Here is a 15,153-nt window from a genome sequence, read left to right on the forward strand (position 1 = left end):
CTTTCGAGAACATGACGGTGAAAACGTCTCCTCTCCTACCGACTATCCTGGGCGTTCTGATTTCGATCAGCTCAGTGTCAACCGTCATGTATCTGCCCGCCTTTCCGGCGATCGAAACCACGTTCGCCGCCCCGAAGGGCAGCGCTCAAATTACCCTTGCCGCGTGGTTTATTGGCTTGGCCCTCGGTCAAGCTATCCAAGGCGTGCTATCCGATGGGTTTGGGCGCCGCACCCCTTTAATCTGCGGCATTCTCGTCTACACTGCGGCCTCTGCCGGTTGTGCTTTGGCCACCGATATCGAATCGCTGGCCGCGCTGCGTTTTTTCGCTGCGCTTGGATGCTCGGCACCTACGGTCATACCGCGTGCGATGGTCCGTGACATCGCGACCGGTCAAGTCGCAAGACATCTGCTCGCCAAACTGATACTGGTAATGGGCGTCGGCCCCATTGTAGCGCCAATCGGCGGTTCGCTCCTGCTTAATGAATTTGGATGGAGGGCGATTTTTTGGTTTTGCACAGGGTATGGACTAATATCTTGCGCAGTTGCCTCTGCGTTTGTTCCCGAGACGCTGCCACAACAAATGCGCATGACGGTTATGCCGGCGCACGTTCTTGCGTTGAACTTGCGGATCTTAGGCGAGCCCGGCTTCGTGACGAATGTCGTCATGAGTTGTTTTGCTATGTTCACACTATACGCGTACATCACGAGTTCACCCGCTATTCTTATCGAGTTCTATGGATATTCGTCCTGGTTGTATTCGGTCGCGTACGCGATATGGTCCGTCTGCTATATTCTTTCTGCCCAGATTAACGCCCATCTATTCCATCGGTTCGGCGGAGATGCCGTGCTTGGGGTCGCTTCGGCTACAATGCTGTTGGTCTCGATCGGACTTCCCTTGGTCGCTTTTTTGCAGCCCCAGTCTGGCGCGCTTACCGTATTAGCTGTCGGAATTGTTATGCTATGCACTGGGGTGATATTCCCGAACGCGAGCGTCGGCGCTTTGGCCCAGCACGCGTCGAGCGCCGGTAGTGCCGCAGCATTGCTCAGCGCGCTGCAACTTTTGGCTGCTGCGGCAGGCAGCATGCTTGTCGGATATTTTTCCGATGGGAAGCCGCTCGGACCGTGGATGCTCACCTTCCTTGGAGCCTTCGGAACTCTGATCGCGGATCGCTACCGAGCGAAACGCGAACCGCGCGATGCACTCAACTCATAATGAGGCTTGACATTGAAGCCGGTCATGGGAGGTCCGGTTTTGCCGAGGGTCTGCCATTGACCAACCGCTCTACATGCGATGACGAAGTCGGAGAGCGATGGACAATGTTCCGGAGGTGCCGAGCGCACACGCGGCTCCTCGTCCAAGCGTCAAAAGAAGGGTTATCCAAACAATGGCAGGTGATCGATCGCTGAAGCTATCGAAACGGGAAATTGACTGCCTCCATTGGGCAGCCCAGGGCAAATCCTCGTGGGATATTAGTATCGTTTTGCAAATCAGCACGAACACGGTTAATTTTCATCTTAGAAACGCGATGGAAAAGCTGGAGACGGGGAGCCGGCTCGTAGCCATTGTGAAAGCGATCCGGTTGGGTTTTATTGATTTGCCCAAGCTGTGAGCTGACCTCGTGACCTGTGAACTGTTCTTTCGCGACAGACCGATCTCACCGTCAAAAGATTCGGAGTGCACTCGAAAAGATCCATCTGCCCGCGGATGAAACGGACGATGGCTTCCGAGTGTATGGATACGTGTTGCCGGGACAGGCCGTAGACTATCTGTAGGAAGGCCGTTTAGGTCAATAGCAACCTTCCGGCTGTGCGACGACTCACGTTCGGTTGCCCCCTGAGAGCGACATCGCCGGCTATGACCGAGGGTCCAAGATGGGGCCACCAGGCGACTCCGCCAGCGCGGCGATGCCGCGCCCGCTCGTCCGGGAAAGCGAACCTCGTATTTGCCCGATCGAACGTCGCCCCCGGTCCATTGGACTAAACCGCTCGCGCGGACTCCGCGGCTGGCGGCGGAGGCAAGACGATAGCGCAACGGGGCGTCCTGTCTTGAGATGAGGGGTTCGACACCTCACTCAAGACAGGAGCATCCCCAATGACCAAGCAGGCCATCAGCCCGTTGCGCCAGCGCATGATCGAAGACATGGCGATCCGCAAGTTCGCTCCGAAGACCCAACATGACTACGTACAAAGGGTCAAGGACTTCGCCGCGTTGCTCGGCCGCTCTCCCGATCAGGCCGAGCCAGAGGATGTGCGTGGTTTCCGGCTGCATCTGGCGTCGAGCGGCGCCCACGCGCCGAAGGTTTTCGTGAAGCGCATCTTTGCTGTCATACGTTTTTTCAGGATTGGTTTTCCGTGATCGTCGGCTGCCGATGGCCAGCTGGTTCTTGTGCCAAAGTGCTATGTGGAAAATTGTAACGCTTGGCACTTGATTGCACGAGCGTGCCGTAAGGCAAGCCGCGTGATACGAAGAAGACGTTCGGCAGAGCCATGGTCAGCGCGGCACTGTTCGAGAGCCGCCAAGGGCCACGTGGGTTGCCGGCGGTCTTGAGTGCCAGCTCCCGGCCAACGCCGCGGCGTTGCAGCTCATCGAAGCGAGTGCGACCGTGCTTCCATTGGGTCCAGACGATGGCGCGCAACCGCCGCCTGATCCACTCATCGAGCTTGCGCAAAAGCCCAGCGAGCGGGCCCGACACGGGCCTCGTTATATCCCTGCGGTGCAATGCCCATCTGGCAGGCAAGAAGCTCCTGCCAATGGTTCTCAAGTTCCTGGTTCAGTTGATCGGCAACGCGCGTGGCCCTCCGGCCCGTGCGGTCAGAAGACAGCGAACCCTGGTCGAATGCTTGACGATGCCACGCGGGTCCAGTGCCGCAAACTCGACCGGCACGCGCCGAGCGAATGCCAGGTACCATTCCGACGGGTGAGGAAGTCAGGAATGATTCCCTCCCCTGTTGGACGAAATGTTGGACGTCCTGTTGGACGTTTTGTTGCACGCTTTGGCTGGCACGGGGCGGCATCGGTCCGGGTGATACGGCCGAATTCTACCGCGAGCGTGCCGCTGGCTTTCTGTAATTCTTTGTATTTTCAAGTTTTGTGCCTCCGCTTGGAGGCACTTCGGACGGCCAACGCTCTAGAGGGGGTGAGCGGTGTTGGCGCTCCCCTAGGGCAGTCGATGGCGCGCCGGGAACGATTCGAACGTCCGCCCCTCCGATTCGTAGTAAAGGCAAGGTTCTGTCGAGAGGACGTCTGTCCTTCACTCTCGATGAACCCCAAAGATAGCGGCTGCGCGCAGCCGAACCTGGGCCGTCGGGATCCCTCATTCCCGGAGTCCGTCCCAGCGGTTAGACCGGGACGGTGAGTGAGTTATGACAGAAGTGGTTGCGGGGATAGGATTTGAACCTATGACCTTCAGGTTATGAGCCTGACGAGCTACCGGGCTGCTCCACCCCGCGTTAACTTGTGCGTCACCTTCAGAGAAGCGCCGGGCGGTCCTGGCAGACACCGAGGCGCTGCCGATCCATCCCAAAGGCTTCCTGAGAAGGCTTGAGCCCGTTGGCCTAGCCGGCCGTCGGGTGCGGGCGGTATGTACCAATGCGAGGCCGGTTTGGAAAGGCCTTTCGGGAAGTTTTTTTGCCGGATTGTGACACCGCCTGTCGCACGACTCACAGCAGAAATTACCTCAACATTACAAATACATATGAGAGCGACCTATTTGCCGGCCGGGACCACGGCGCGGCCCGGGCTGGGGACAAGGACAAGTTCTTCGAGGGGCAGCGGCAGGGACCGACGACACACACCCCAAATGGATTGGCTCCACGCTCGCGCCCAGGCGGCGCAAAACCGACGCCGCGCTTGCCAAGGGTCCCGCAACGCGGCAGCTTTAAGCCAACCAGAATGACGGCCCTGCACGCGGCCGCGGTACACGCGAGGAGACGTCCATGGACCAGTCCCTGAAGAGCCCAGCCCTCTCGGCGCTCGACGACGCGTTCCACGCCCAGGTCGAGGCCTCCCGCAATGCGCCCCCGCCCGCTCTCGCGGCACGGCTGGACGGCCTGAAGCGGCTGCGAGCGATGCTGTCGGACAACGAGAAGCGCCTGGAGCAGGCGATCTCGGCCGATTTCGGCCACCGCTGCGCCGTCGAGACGACGATTGCCGAAACGCTGTTCCTGCAGGCCGAGATCAGGCACACGCTCAAGGTGCTGCCGCGCTGGATGGCGCCGCGGCGCATCGCCACCGCGCTGCAGTTCTGGCCGGCGCGCAACCGCCTGATCCCGCAGCCGCTCGGCGTGGTCGGCATCATCGCGCCGTGGAATTACCCGTTGCAGCTGACGCTGGCGCCAGCAATCGGCGCGCTCGCCGCCGGCAACCGGGTCATGATCAAGCCGAGCGAGCTGACGCCGCACTTCTCCGCGCTGCTCAAGGAGCTCATCGCGGCGAATTTCGACCCGACTGAGCTCATCGTCACCGGCATCGAGGACGGCGTCGCGGAGACCTTTGCCGCGCTGCCGTTCGATCATCTGGTCTTCACCGGCTCGACCCGCGTCGGCCGCATCGTCGCTGAGGCCGCCGGGCGCAACCTGACCCCGGTGACGCTCGAGCTCGGCGGCAAGTCACCGACCATCGTCGACGTCTCCGCCGACATTGACGAAGCCGCGGAGCGCATCGCCTATGCCAAGCTGCTCAACGCCGGCCAGACCTGCATCGCGCCGGACTACGTGTTCGTGCCCGAACAGCATGGGGACGCATTCGCGAGCAAGCTGCACCGGCACATGCTGCAGATGTTCGGCACCAACCCGGCCAATGGCGACTACACGTCGATCATCTCCGAGCGGCACTATGCCAGGCTGGAAGGATTGCTGCGCGATGCGATCGCGCGCGGCGCGAGGACGCTGAGCACGACCAGCCCGGAAGATCCGGCCTGGAAGAAGCTGCGGAAATTTCCACCGACGATCGTGGTCGGCGCGAGCGCGGACATGGCGGTCATGCAGGAGGAGATCTTCGGTCCGCTGCTGCCGATCATCACCTATCGGCAATCCGACGACGTCATCCGCCACATCAACGCCCACGACCGGCCGCTCGCGCTGTACTGGTTCGGCACTGACGCTGCGGCCCGCGATACGGTGCTGGCGCGCACCGTCTCCGGCGGCGTCACCATCAACGACTGCCTTCTGCATTTTGCGCAGATGAACCAGCCGATGGGCGGCGTCGGCGCCTCCGGCATCGGCCATTATCACGGCGAATGGGGCTTCAACAGCTTCAGCAAGTTGAAGCCGGTGTTCTACCGCTCTCCCTTCAACCGCATGAAGGATCTCTACCCCCCCTACGGCGCCAGCATCGCCCGGATCGAAAAGCTGCTGCGATTCCTGTCCTAGCCAATCGTCGTTCGGGGGCGCAGGGCGCGCCCCCCCCCTGGAATCCCGAGACGATCGGGTGCAGACCAAACTCTCGATTCCGAGTTCGACGCTCAGCGCAAATGACTTCGCCACCTGCCGCGCGCCGCCGGAACGACATTCGAACAACAAGCAAGACAAACATCAGGGAGAGATGCGTGACGGACGAGGTCGATTTCATCGTCGTGGGCGGCGGCAGCGGCGGCGCAACGGTTGCAGGCCGCCTGTCGGAAGATCCGGCGACATCCGTCGCGCTGCTCGACGCCGGGGGACGCAACGACAACTGGATCGTGACCACGCCCTACATGCTGTTCCTGATGGTCGCGGGGCCCGTCAACAACTGGTCCTTCACCACCGTGCCGCAAAAGGGCCTGGACGGGCGCAGCGGCTATCAGCCGCGCGGCCGCGGGCTCGGCGGCTCCTCCGCGATCAACGCCATGGTTTACATCCGCGGCCACCGCGCCGACTACGATCATTGGGCTTCCCTCGGCAACACCGGATGGTCGTATGACGACGTGCTGCCCTACTTCAAGCGCGCCGAGAACAACGCCGAGTTCAACGGCGCGTATCACGGCCAATCGGGACCACTGCCGGTCAGCCGGCTGCGCACCGACAATCCCGTGCACGACATCTTTCTCCAGGCGGCGCGCGAAGCGCAGTTTCCGGTCCGCGACGATTTCAATGCCGACACGCAGGAAGGGCTCGGGCTCTATCAGGTCACGCAGAAGAATGGCGAGCGCTGGAGCGCGGCACGGGCCTACATCCAGCCGCATCTCGGCAGCCGCAGCAACCTGCGGGTCGAGACCTCGGCGCATGCGTCGATGATCCTGTTCGAGGGCAAGCGCGCGGTCGGCGTCAAGTATCGCCAGGGCAAGGAGGTCAAGGAGATCCGCTGCCGGCGCGAAGTGATCCTCGCCTCCGGCGCGTTCCAGACCCCGCAATTGCTGATGCTGTCGGGCATCGGCGACGCGAGCGCCCTGGCGCGGCTCGGCATCGCCGGCGTCCACCATTTGCCGGGTGTCGGACAGAACCTGCAGGACCATCCGGATTTCATCTTCGCCTACACCTCCGACAACCCCAACTTTTCTTCGCTGTCGCCGAAGGGCCTGCGCCGGCTGCTGGCGGGCATCGGCCAATATCGCCGCGAGCGCCGCGGCGTCCTGACCTCGAACTTCGCCGAATGCGGCGGCTTCCTGAAGACGCGGCCTGATCTCGACGTGCCCGACATCCAGTTGCATTTCGGCATGGCCGTCACCGACGATCACGGCCGCAAGCGCCACGGCAATGGCTTCTCCTGCCATTTCTGTCTGCTCCGGCCAAAGAGCCGCGGCATGGTCGGCTTGAAGAATGCCGATCCGCTCGCCGCGCCGCTGATCGATCCCAACTTCCTGGGCGAGGCCGACGATCTCGAAACCATGGTGGCCGGCTACAAGACCACGCTGCGGCTGATGCAGACGCCGGCGATGCGTAGCCTCGGCAAGCGCGACCTGTTCACGTCGGATGTCAGGACCGACGACGACATTCGCGCCATCCTGCGCGCCCGCGTCGATACGGTCTACCATCCTGTCGGCACCTGCAAGATGGGCGTCGACGATCCGCTCGCCGTGGTCGATCCCGAATTGAAGGTCCGCGGAATGTTAGGCCTGCGCGTGGTCGACGCCTCGATCATGCCGACCCTGATCGGCGGCAATACCAATGCGCCGACCATCATGATCGGCGAGAAGGCCGCCGACATGATCAAGCGCGAGCTGAAAGGCTGAGACGGCTCGCCATCGAGGGAAATCAACCTGCCGATCAGCAGGGTCTCACGTCAGCAGGAAGCCGCCGTCCACCGTGACGACGCTGCCGGTCATGTAGCGCGAGGCGTTGGACGCCAGCAGCAGGATCGCGCCGTCGAGGTCGCTCTCGTGGCCGACGCGCCGCTGCGGGATCCGCTTGACCAGCTTCTCGCCCGCCGGCGTCTCCCAGACCTCGTGATTGATGTCGGTGTCGATGTAGCCGGGCGCCAGTGCGTTGACGCGGATGCCGCTCGCCGCGAGCTCCAGCGCCAGCGCCTTGGTCGCCTGCACCACGCCGGCCTTGGAGATCGCATAGGGCGAGATGAACTTGACGACGCTGAAGCCGAGCACCGAGGCGATGTTGATGATGTTGCCGCCGGTCTTGCGCGCGGCCATGCGCCGAGCTGCTTCGGTTGCGGCAAAATAGGCGCCCTTCAGATTGGCGCCGATCACGGCGTCCCAATCCGCCTCGCTCTGCTCGACCGCGAGCTTCTCTACCGCGATGCCGGCATTGTTGATCAGCACCGTCACGGGTCCGAGCGCGGCCTCGGCCGCATCCATGCCCCTGACGATCGATGCCATGCTCGTCACGTCCATCTCGACCGCGGCGGCGCGACCACCCCTTGCCTTGAGCTCCGCCTCCAACGCCTTGAGCTTGCCGGTCTGGCGTGCCGCGAGCGCGACGGCGGCGCCACGTGCCGATAGAACCCGGGCGAACTGCCGGCCGAGCCCCTGGCTCGCGCCGGTGATCAGGATCACCTCGCGGCTGACGTCGAACAGCTCGGACATGGTTCCTCCCACGGTTGCTCATTTGTTGCGGCGCATTGATACAGACGATTTGAAGTAGCGCAAACCGGAATCGTTTACCGGGCCCGGCCTACAACCGCGGCGGAGCAACCATGAACGCTTTCGACCTCGCCGCTTGTGCCGCACTGATGGTTGCCGTCTACAGCGGCTTCTCGACCGGGCTGTTGCGCAGCGCCATCACGATTCTGGCCTACCTGCTCGCGATGCCGCTGGCGATGGGCGCGGTTGCGGCGATGAGCCCGCAACTGCGCGACGTGCACGGCACTCCGCTGGCACAGAACTGGCTGCAGTTCTTCGCCGCCTTCGTCGTCATCGGCATGGCGCTGGGCAAGATCGGCCGCATCCTGCTCGACGAAGCGATCGGTTCCGAGGCCGGTTTTGGCGACCGGCTCGGCGGCGCTCTGCTGGGCGCCGTGCGCACCGGCATGGTCGCGACCACGCTGGTGCTGGTGTTCGACAGGATCGTTCCCCCCGAGCGTCAGCCGCGCTTCCTCGAGGGATCACGCCTGCGGCCGATGCTCTCGCTCGCAGGCGCAAAAGGCTTCCGCTCGCTGCCTCCGGAGCTCGCAAGCCTGATCGACCGGCTGAAGCAGGAACGGCGCATCTGACGGACACGGCGGCGCCGCCTCTCCGGTCATAGCGAGCCATGCAATTCGGCACAGGCCGGCTGCTCTTATCAGCGGCAATTCGGTTGGCTAGAATGCGCCCATCTTTCTTCCAGCCTCACTGACATATCGGAGTGATCAATCGTGGATCTCGGGATCAAGGGCCGCCGCGCCATCGTCTGCGCCTCCAGCAAGGGCCTGGGCCGCGCCTGCGCCATCGCGCTGGCCAATGAAGGCGTACATGTCACGATCACGGCGCGCGGCGCCGAAGTGCTGGCGAAGACCGCGGCCCAGATCCGCGCGGCCAATCCTGGCGTCACCGTCACGGAAGTGGCGGGCGACATCACCACGCCCGAGGGCCGCGCCGCCGTGCTGAAGGCCTGCCCGGATCCGGACATCCTGATCAACAACGCCGGCGGCCCGCCGCCCGGCGATTTCCGCAACTGGACCCGCGACGACTGGATCAAGGCGCTCGACGCCAACATGCTGACGCCGATCGAGCTGATCAAGGCGACCGTCGACGGCATGATGGCGCGCAAGTTCGGCCGCATCGTCAACATCACCTCGGCCGCGGTGAAGGCGCCGATCGACATTCTCGGCCTCTCCAACGGCGCCCGCGCCGGCCTCACCGGCTTCGTCGCCGGCCTGTCGCGCAAGACCGTGATCAACAACGTCACGATCAATGCGCTGCTGCCGGGGCCGTTCGAGACCGACCGCCTGCTCTCGACGGCAAAGGGCGAGGCCGAGAAGCGCGGTGTCACGCCGGAGCAGATCCTCGCCGACCGCGCCAAGACGAACCCTGCAGGTCGCTTCGGCGATCCCGAGGAATTTGGACTCGCCTGCGCCTTCTTGTGCGGCGCCAAGGCCGGCTACATCACCGGCCAGAACATCTTGCTCGACGGCGGCGCCTTCCCGGGCACGCTGTAAGACAGACTTCCTTGGGCGGTCTGGCGCGGAAACCTGCTACGCCGATCCCGGGCTTTCACCTCGCCCCGCTTGCGGGGAGAGGTCGGATTGCATCGCGAGATGCAATCGGGGTGAGGGGGGCTCTCCGCGAACGCGGTGTCTGTGGAGAGTCCCTCTCACCCCAACCCTCTCCCCGCAAGCGGGGCGAGGGAGCGCAGTGCCGGCGCAATAGGAATTCGAATCCAACTAATAAAGCTGTGAGTTCTGTTTGCCATCCGCGCTATGAATACAGCGACTCTGCCTTTCCGAACGACCTACCGCTTCTCGTCCTCGTCGCGCTGGCTTGGGCTCGACGAATCCGCCGTGGTGCGGCCTTCGGTCCAATCGATGCCGAACGCATCGAGGCCCTCCGCCAGCAGGTCACCGAGCATCGGCTCGCCCAGCAGATAACGCGCGGTGTGGCGGTCGCGCTGGCCGGCGGCCTCGCGGCGCAGATCGTCCCACTCGTCGATATCGCCGTCGCCGCGGCCGAGCCGCATCAAGGCGACGAGATCGGTCTGCTCGTCCTCGGTCATCGCGTTGATGAAGCCGGTGATCTCGCGCACCACGGGATCATCGCCGCTATCCTGGAGCACGTCGACCATGTCGTCATCGACGGCATTCGAGCCGGATTCCTCATCGGTCGCCTGCTCCTTGACGTCGAACTCGCGCGCCTTTTCGATCAGGAAGGCGACCTTCTCGGGCGATATCGTCAGCTCTGGCATGGCGTTCTCCTCATGGACGGACTGCAGCAACGCCTGTTCCGGGCAGTTGATCCATTGCGCCGGAACAAGCCGCGCGGCATCGTGACCGGCATCAAGAATAGGACGAGGAAGCGCGCATGTCTTGGACGATCGGCCGGGTCAGGGTCACCAAATTCGTCGAGCTGGAGACCGTCGGCGGCACCCGCTTCATCCTGCCGCAGGCAACACCCGAGACGATCCGCGAGCTGTCCTGGCTCACGCCCGATTTTGCGACCGATGAAGGTCGGCTGAAGATGTCGATCCACACCCTGGTGCTGGAAACACCGACGATGCGGATCGTGGTCGACACCGGGCTCGGCAACGACAAGCAGGGCCGCAGCGTGCCAATGTGGAACAACCGCGCGACACCGTTCCTGGAGACGATGAGCGCTGCCGGCCTCCCGCCTGAAAGCATCGACATGGTGATCTGCACCCACCTCCATGTCGACCATGTCGGCTGGAATACGCGGCTGGTCGACGGCCGCTGGGTCCCGACTTTCTCCGATGCGCGCTACGTTTTCGGCCGCACCGAATATGAGCATTGGCGCGATCACAGCGAGGCCGCCGACGAGACGGCGACCTTCGCCGATTCCGTGCAGCCGATCGTCGCCGCCGGACGCGCGGAGTTCGTCGGAAGCGAAGCGGTGATCACCGACGAGATCACCCTGATCCCGACGCCGGGGCACAGCCCGGGTCATGTCAGCCTGCACATCCGCTCGGATGGCGCGCAGGCCGTGCTCACCGGGGACGTCGCCCACCATCCCTGCCAGATGGCGCGTCTCGATTGGAGCTCGACGGTCGATTCCGATCCGGCGCAGGCGATCGCGACCCGGCGGGCGCTGTTCTCGCGTTTTGCCGACACCGAGACGCTGGTGATCGGCGGCCATTTCCATGCCGGCCATATCCGGCGGGACGGCGCCGCCTTCCGCTTCGAGGCATTACAGGGCAGCGGCGACGCATAGCCCGCAAGGTTGAATTTCCTCCCGCCATGCTCCATGACAGGGCTCTGGAATACCAGGGAATTGAGGGAGAGAAACCAATGAAGCTTGTTCGCTACGGCGAGAAGGGCGCGGAAAAGCCGGGCCTGATCGACGCATCCGGCCAGTTGCGCGACCTGTCGGCGCATGTGAAAGACCTCGATGGCGCGGCCTATGCGCCGGAGTCCCTGAAGAAGCTCGCCGCGCTCGATCCGGCCTCCCTGCCCGCCGTTGCCGGCAAGCCGCGGCTCGGCGCCCCCGTCACCGGCATCTCGAAATTCGTGGCGATCGGCCTCAACTACTCCGACCATGCCAAGGAGACCGGCAACCCGATCCCGGCCGAGCCGATCTTCTTCCTCAAGGCCAACACCGCGCTGTGCGGTCCCTATGATCAGGTCGAGAAGCCGCGCGGCTCGACCAAGCTCGACTGGGAAGTCGAGATCGCCGCCATCATCGGCACCCGCGCCAAATACGTCTCAGAGGCCGAGGCGTTGAACCACATCGCGGGCTACACGATCTGCAACGACGTCTCCGAGCGCAACTTCCAGATCGAGCGCCTGGGCCAGTGGACCAAGGGCAAGTCGCACGACACGTTCGGTCCCGTAGGTCCGTGGCTCGTCACCAAGGACGAGATTCCAGACGTGCAGAACCTGTCGATGTGGCTCGACGTCAACGGCCAGCGCCGCCAGACCGGCACCACCGCGACGATGATCTTCTCGATGGCGAAGTGCATCTCCTACGTCTCGCAGTTCATGACGCTCCTGCCCGGCGACATCGTCACCACCGGCACGCCTCCGGGTGTCGGCATGGGCATGAAGCCGCCGACCTTCCTCAACGTCGGCGACGTCGTCACGCTCGGCATCGAGCGCCTCGGCGAGCAGCGCCAGGAGATCATCGAGGCGTAAGGCGCGATATCGACTTGTGAGTCATTCCGGGATGGCGCGTAGCGCCAGACCCGGAATCTCGAGATTCCGGGTTCGATGCTTCGCATCGCCCCGGAATGACCAGCCAGAGGACACTTCCGATGAAACTCACCTTCTCGCCCGCCTCGCCATTCGCCCGCAAGGTGCGCATCGCCGCCATCGAACTCGGGCTGATCGACCGGCTCGAATTCGTGCCCGCGGCCGTGGTGCCGGGCCAGGCCAATGAGGAGTATTCGAAGATCACGCCGCTGAAGAAGCTGCCGGTGCTGATCCTCGACAATGGCGACGTGATCCTGGATTCCTACGTGATCGTCGAATATCTCGACGAGCTCGCCGGCGGCAACAAGCTGATCCCCGCCTCCGGCCCGTCGCGCTGGAAGGTCAAGAGCGAGCATTCCATGTTGCAAGGCATGCTCGATTCCATGCTGCTGTGCCGCTACGAGGCGATGGTGCGGCCCGAGGGCCTCCGCTGGCAGGCCTGGTCCGACGATCATTGGAACAGGGCCTGGATGGGCATGGCGCGCTTCAATGCGCAGCCCGATTTGATGACGCGCCCGTTCGACATCGTCGCGATCGGACTCGTCTGCGTACTCGGCTATGCCGATTTCCGCTTCGCCGATTGCGGCTGGCGCAAGGCATTTCCGGCACTCGACGCGTTCCACGACAAGATGCTCGAGCGCGAATCGGTGAAGATCTCGGTGCCGCCGGCGGCTTGATCCCTGAACAGGAGCTGCCGTGACGCTGACGTTCTCGGTTGCAGACACGACCATTCATCGCATCATCGAGCAGGAAACCACGTTCCTGCCGGCGCGTGAGATGTTTCCCGAGCTGACATCGGAGATGCTGGCGGCAGAGCGCAGCGCGCTGCAGGCGGCCGGTGCCCTCGATGCGCAGGACACGCTGATCCTGTGCTTTCAGTCCTACGTGGTGAGGACGCCTCACCACACCATCCTGATCGACAGCTGCATCGGCAACGACAAGCCGCGCGCGCGGCCGGTCTGGAACATGAAGACCGACGACAGCTACATGCTTGCGCTTGCGGCCGCGGGCGTATCGGTCGACGACATCGACGTCGTGATGTGCACGCATCTGCACACCGATCATGTCGGCTGGAACACGCGGCTCGACAACGGCCGCTGGGTGCCGACCTTCCCGAACGCGCGCTACGTGTTCGCGCAGCGCGAATATGACTACTGGGTGGCGCAGAACGCCAAGGCCGAGGTGCCTCCATTCGCCGACAGCGTGCTGCCGGTGGTCGAGGCCAGGCGCGCCGACATCGTCGGCGACGCATTCGCGATCGGTGATCATGTCCGGCTGCTGCCGACGCCGGGCCACACGCCCGGCCATATCGCAGTCGCCGTCGGCAGGGGCAGAGACGATGCGGTGTTCGCCGGCGACCTGATCCACACGCCGCTGCAGCTCAGCTTTCCCGAGCTGTCACCCAGGTTCGACGTCGATCCCAAGCAGGCGGCGGTGACGCGGCGCGAATTTCTGGAGCGCTATTGCGACACGGCGACCTTGTGCTGCACCGCGCATTTCCCGTCGCCCTCGGTCGGCCGCATTACCCGCAAGGGCAACGGCTTCGCCTGCGAGGCGGTCTGAGACACGGGCGCGGCGCCGGTCACCGCGCCCGTCAATCGAACAGGCTCGGCGTATGGTTCACCGCGGCGCCTTCGATCGCCAGCATCTTCAGCTTGGTCTCGACACCGCCATTGGCGGAGAAGCCGCCGGGCTTGTTGCCCGCCGCCAGCACGCGATGGCAGGGTACCACGATCGGGCACGGGTTGCGCCCGAGCGCCTGGCCGACCTCGCGCGACAACTCGACGCCGCCGAGCTGCTTGGCGATGTCACCATAGGTCAGGGTCCGGCCCGGCGGGATCCGGCGCGCGATCTCGTAGACGCCGCGCTGGAACGCGCTGACGCCGTCGAGATCGAGGTCGACATCGCTGAGATCATCCGGCTCTCCGGCAAGCAGCGCCGTGATCCGCGTGATGGTGCGCCGCACATGCGGCGGCGGCTCGGCTTCGCCGATGCCTTCGTAACGCTGCTGCATTCGGATGCGGATCTGCGCGACGCCGCCCATCGGCAGTTGCACCGCATTGATGCCGCGCGCTCCCCATGCGATCGCGCAAGCGCCGATCGCGGTCTCGAAAATTGCAAAGCTTTGCTCTGACATGACGGACTCCATCGCCGCTCTGCCCCGTATCATCTGCCAGTCAACTTAGGCTTGGAGAATGTTGCGATCCACCCGGATTCTGCCAATGTCGACAGCGGAAGCACCGTGATGTCCATCGGCAGGCCGAAAGGATGGGAGCACGGCGCAGGGGCAGCCCGGCGCAAAGAGCGGGCGCCTCATCCGAGGAAACCAAGGCGAGGGAGACGGCCATGAAGCTGACGCCGGAGCAGATCGCATTCTTCAACCGCGAGGGCTGGCTGTTCCTGCCCGAGCTGTTCAGCCCCGAGGAGACCGCCTTTCTCGCCCGCGAGGCCGAGGCGATCTATGCGGCTAACCGTCCCGAGGTCTGGCGCGAGAAGAGCGGCGCGCCGCGCACGGCGTTTGCCGCCCACCTCTACAACGACGCCTTCCGCGTGCTCGCGGCGCATCCGCGCATGATCGAGCCGATCGAGCAGATCTTCGGCGAGAAGGTCTACATGCATCAGTTCAAGATCAACGCCAAATCGGCCTTCACCGGTGATGTCTGGCAATGGCACCAGGACTACGGCACCTGGAAGCGCGACGACGGCATGCCGGAGCCGCGCGCGATGAACATCGCGATCTTCCTCGACGAGGTGATGCCGATCAACGGCCCCTTGATGCTGGTGCCGCGCAGCCAGCATGCCGGCGACCTCGAGGCGTCGCATGATCTCGCGACCACGTCCTATCCGTTGTGGACCTTGGACGAGGCGACGGTGACGCGGCTGGTCGCGGAAGGCGGCATCGTCGCGCCGACCGGAAAGCCCGGCGGCATGCTGATGTTCCACGGCA

The 15,153-nt window shown here is 63.9% G+C and carries 16 protein-coding genes and 1 tRNA gene (1 of these 17 cut by a window edge); 12 read left to right on the forward strand and 5 right to left on the reverse strand.

Features of this window, described 5'->3' with window-relative positions; genetic code table 11:
* Positions 1-11 precede the first annotated feature (11 nt).
* The 3 genes from QW863_RS32690 to QW863_RS32700 all read left to right on the forward strand — a co-directional run bounded on the left by QW863_RS32690 (position 12) and on the right by QW863_RS32700 (position 2,357).
* Positions 12-1,214, forward strand: coding sequence for a Bcr/CflA family efflux MFS transporter (locus QW863_RS32690; RefSeq protein WP_315718613.1), 1,203 nt, complete (start codon positions 12-14; stop codon positions 1,212-1,214).
* A 97-nt stretch (positions 1,215-1,311) separates the two neighbouring features.
* Positions 1,312-1,611 carry a helix-turn-helix domain-containing protein gene (locus QW863_RS32695; protein WP_315718612.1) on the forward strand — a complete coding sequence of 100 codons (300 nt, stop codon included), beginning with the start codon at positions 1,312-1,314 and terminating at the stop codon, positions 1,609-1,611.
* 482 nt (positions 1,612-2,093) lie between these two features.
* Positions 2,094-2,357 (forward strand): phage integrase N-terminal SAM-like domain-containing protein, encoded by a 264-nt coding sequence (locus QW863_RS32700; RefSeq protein ID WP_315769830.1) that lies wholly within the window; start codon positions 2,094-2,096, stop codon positions 2,355-2,357.
* Here the strand turns inward: QW863_RS32700 and QW863_RS32705 are convergent.
* Together QW863_RS32705 and QW863_RS32710 are read right to left on the reverse strand one after the other, a co-directional pair.
* Positions 2,338-2,694: a group II intron maturase-specific domain-containing protein gene (locus QW863_RS32705; protein WP_315718070.1), complete on the reverse strand. Its 357-nt coding sequence runs from the start codon at positions 2,692-2,694 to the stop codon at positions 2,338-2,340. The genes QW863_RS32700 and QW863_RS32705 overlap by 20 nt on opposite strands.
* A gap of 680 nt (positions 2,695-3,374) precedes the next feature.
* A tRNA-Met gene (locus QW863_RS32710) sits at positions 3,375-3,451 on the reverse strand.
* Positions 3,452-3,937: 486 nt separating this feature from the next.
* Here QW863_RS32710 and QW863_RS32715 point away from each other — a divergent pair.
* Both QW863_RS32715 and QW863_RS32720 read left to right on the forward strand, forming a co-directional pair.
* On the forward strand, positions 3,938-5,371 hold the full coding sequence (locus QW863_RS32715) for a coniferyl aldehyde dehydrogenase (protein ID WP_315718072.1): 1,434 nt from the start codon (positions 3,938-3,940) through the stop codon (positions 5,369-5,371).
* A gap of 176 nt (positions 5,372-5,547) precedes the next feature.
* On the forward strand, positions 5,548-7,149 hold the full coding sequence (locus QW863_RS32720; RefSeq protein WP_315718073.1) for a GMC family oxidoreductase: 1,602 nt from the start codon (positions 5,548-5,550) through the stop codon (positions 7,147-7,149).
* 45 nt (positions 7,150-7,194) lie between these two features.
* Here QW863_RS32720 and QW863_RS32725 read toward each other — a convergent pair whose 3' ends face one another.
* On the reverse strand, positions 7,195-7,956 hold the full coding sequence (locus QW863_RS32725; protein ID WP_315718074.1) for an SDR family NAD(P)-dependent oxidoreductase: 762 nt from the start codon (positions 7,954-7,956) through the stop codon (positions 7,195-7,197).
* A 110-nt stretch (positions 7,957-8,066) separates the two neighbouring features.
* Between QW863_RS32725 and QW863_RS32730 the strand changes: the two genes are divergently transcribed.
* Positions 8,067-8,582: a CvpA family protein gene (locus tag QW863_RS32730; RefSeq protein ID WP_315718075.1), complete on the forward strand. Its 516-nt coding sequence runs from the start codon at positions 8,067-8,069 to the stop codon at positions 8,580-8,582.
* A 141-nt stretch (positions 8,583-8,723) separates the two neighbouring features.
* Entirely contained in the window at positions 8,724-9,506 is a 783-nt protein-coding gene (locus tag QW863_RS32735) for an SDR family oxidoreductase (protein WP_315718076.1), read from the forward strand.
* Between the two features lie 293 nt (positions 9,507-9,799).
* Here the strand turns inward: QW863_RS32735 and QW863_RS32740 are convergent, their stop codons facing one another.
* Positions 9,800-10,249, reverse strand: a complete 450-nt coding sequence (locus tag QW863_RS32740) for a DUF3775 domain-containing protein (RefSeq protein ID WP_315718078.1) — start codon at positions 10,247-10,249, stop codon at positions 9,800-9,802.
* Between the two features lie 116 nt (positions 10,250-10,365).
* Between QW863_RS32740 and QW863_RS32745 the strand changes: the two genes are divergently transcribed.
* From QW863_RS32745 to QW863_RS32760, 4 genes are all read left to right on the forward strand, one after another.
* On the forward strand, positions 10,366-11,229 hold the full coding sequence (locus tag QW863_RS32745) for an MBL fold metallo-hydrolase (protein ID WP_315718080.1): 864 nt from the start codon (positions 10,366-10,368) through the stop codon (positions 11,227-11,229).
* A 77-nt stretch (positions 11,230-11,306) separates the two neighbouring features.
* Positions 11,307-12,149: a fumarylacetoacetate hydrolase family protein gene (locus QW863_RS32750; protein WP_315718081.1), complete on the forward strand. Its 843-nt coding sequence runs from the start codon at positions 11,307-11,309 to the stop codon at positions 12,147-12,149.
* 119 nt (positions 12,150-12,268) lie between these two features.
* Positions 12,269-12,883 carry a glutathione S-transferase family protein gene (locus QW863_RS32755; RefSeq protein WP_315718082.1) on the forward strand — a complete coding sequence of 205 codons (615 nt, stop codon included), beginning with the start codon at positions 12,269-12,271 and terminating at the stop codon, positions 12,881-12,883.
* Between the two features lie 19 nt (positions 12,884-12,902).
* A complete protein-coding gene (locus tag QW863_RS32760; RefSeq protein ID WP_315718083.1) occupies positions 12,903-13,769 on the forward strand; it encodes an MBL fold metallo-hydrolase in 867 nt (288 codons plus the stop codon).
* Between the two features lie 31 nt (positions 13,770-13,800).
* Here QW863_RS32760 and QW863_RS32765 read toward each other — a convergent pair whose 3' ends face one another.
* Positions 13,801-14,343 carry a methylated-DNA--[protein]-cysteine S-methyltransferase gene (locus tag QW863_RS32765; RefSeq protein WP_315718084.1) on the reverse strand — a complete coding sequence of 181 codons (543 nt, stop codon included), beginning with the start codon at positions 14,341-14,343 and terminating at the stop codon, positions 13,801-13,803.
* Between the two features lie 209 nt (positions 14,344-14,552).
* On the opposite strand from QW863_RS32765, the gene QW863_RS32770 reads away from it, so the two are divergent.
* Positions 14,553-15,153 carry the 5' portion of a phytanoyl-CoA dioxygenase family protein gene (locus tag QW863_RS32770; protein WP_315718085.1) on the forward strand. It continues 203 nt past the right edge of the window, so 601 of the gene's 804 nt are visible here — the first part of the coding sequence; it begins with the start codon at positions 14,553-14,555; its stop codon lies beyond the right edge, outside the window.

The sequence above is a fragment of the Bradyrhizobium sp. SZCCHNR1017 genome, from assembly GCF_032381375.1.
Taxonomy (GTDB): Bacteria; Pseudomonadota; Alphaproteobacteria; order Rhizobiales; family Xanthobacteraceae; genus Bradyrhizobium.

Coding starts and splice junctions, on each gene's coding strand:
- QW863_RS32755 (WP_315718082.1), top strand. CDS start 12,269: ATGAAACTCACCTTCTCGCCCGCCTCGCCATTCGCCCGCAAGGTGCGC.
- QW863_RS32745 (WP_315718080.1), top strand. CDS start 10,366: ATGTCTTGGACGATCGGCCGGGTCAGGGTCACCAAATTCGTCGAGCTG.
- QW863_RS32750 (WP_315718081.1), top strand. CDS start 11,307: ATGAAGCTTGTTCGCTACGGCGAGAAGGGCGCGGAAAAGCCGGGCCTG.
- QW863_RS32730 (WP_315718075.1), top strand. CDS start 8,067: ATGAACGCTTTCGACCTCGCCGCTTGTGCCGCACTGATGGTTGCCGTC.
- QW863_RS32715 (WP_315718072.1), top strand. CDS start 3,938: ATGGACCAGTCCCTGAAGAGCCCAGCCCTCTCGGCGCTCGACGACGCG.
- QW863_RS32700 (WP_315769830.1), top strand. CDS start 2,094: ATGACCAAGCAGGCCATCAGCCCGTTGCGCCAGCGCATGATCGAAGAC.
- QW863_RS32725 (WP_315718074.1), bottom strand. CDS start 7,956: ATGTCCGAGCTGTTCGACGTCAGCCGCGAGGTGATCCTGATCACCGGC.
- QW863_RS32695 (WP_315718612.1), top strand. CDS start 1,312: ATGGACAATGTTCCGGAGGTGCCGAGCGCACACGCGGCTCCTCGTCCA.
- QW863_RS32740 (WP_315718078.1), bottom strand. CDS start 10,249: ATGCCAGAGCTGACGATATCGCCCGAGAAGGTCGCCTTCCTGATCGAA.
- QW863_RS32690 (WP_315718613.1), top strand. CDS start 12: ATGACGGTGAAAACGTCTCCTCTCCTACCGACTATCCTGGGCGTTCTG.
- QW863_RS32765 (WP_315718084.1), bottom strand. CDS start 14,343: ATGTCAGAGCAAAGCTTTGCAATTTTCGAGACCGCGATCGGCGCTTGC.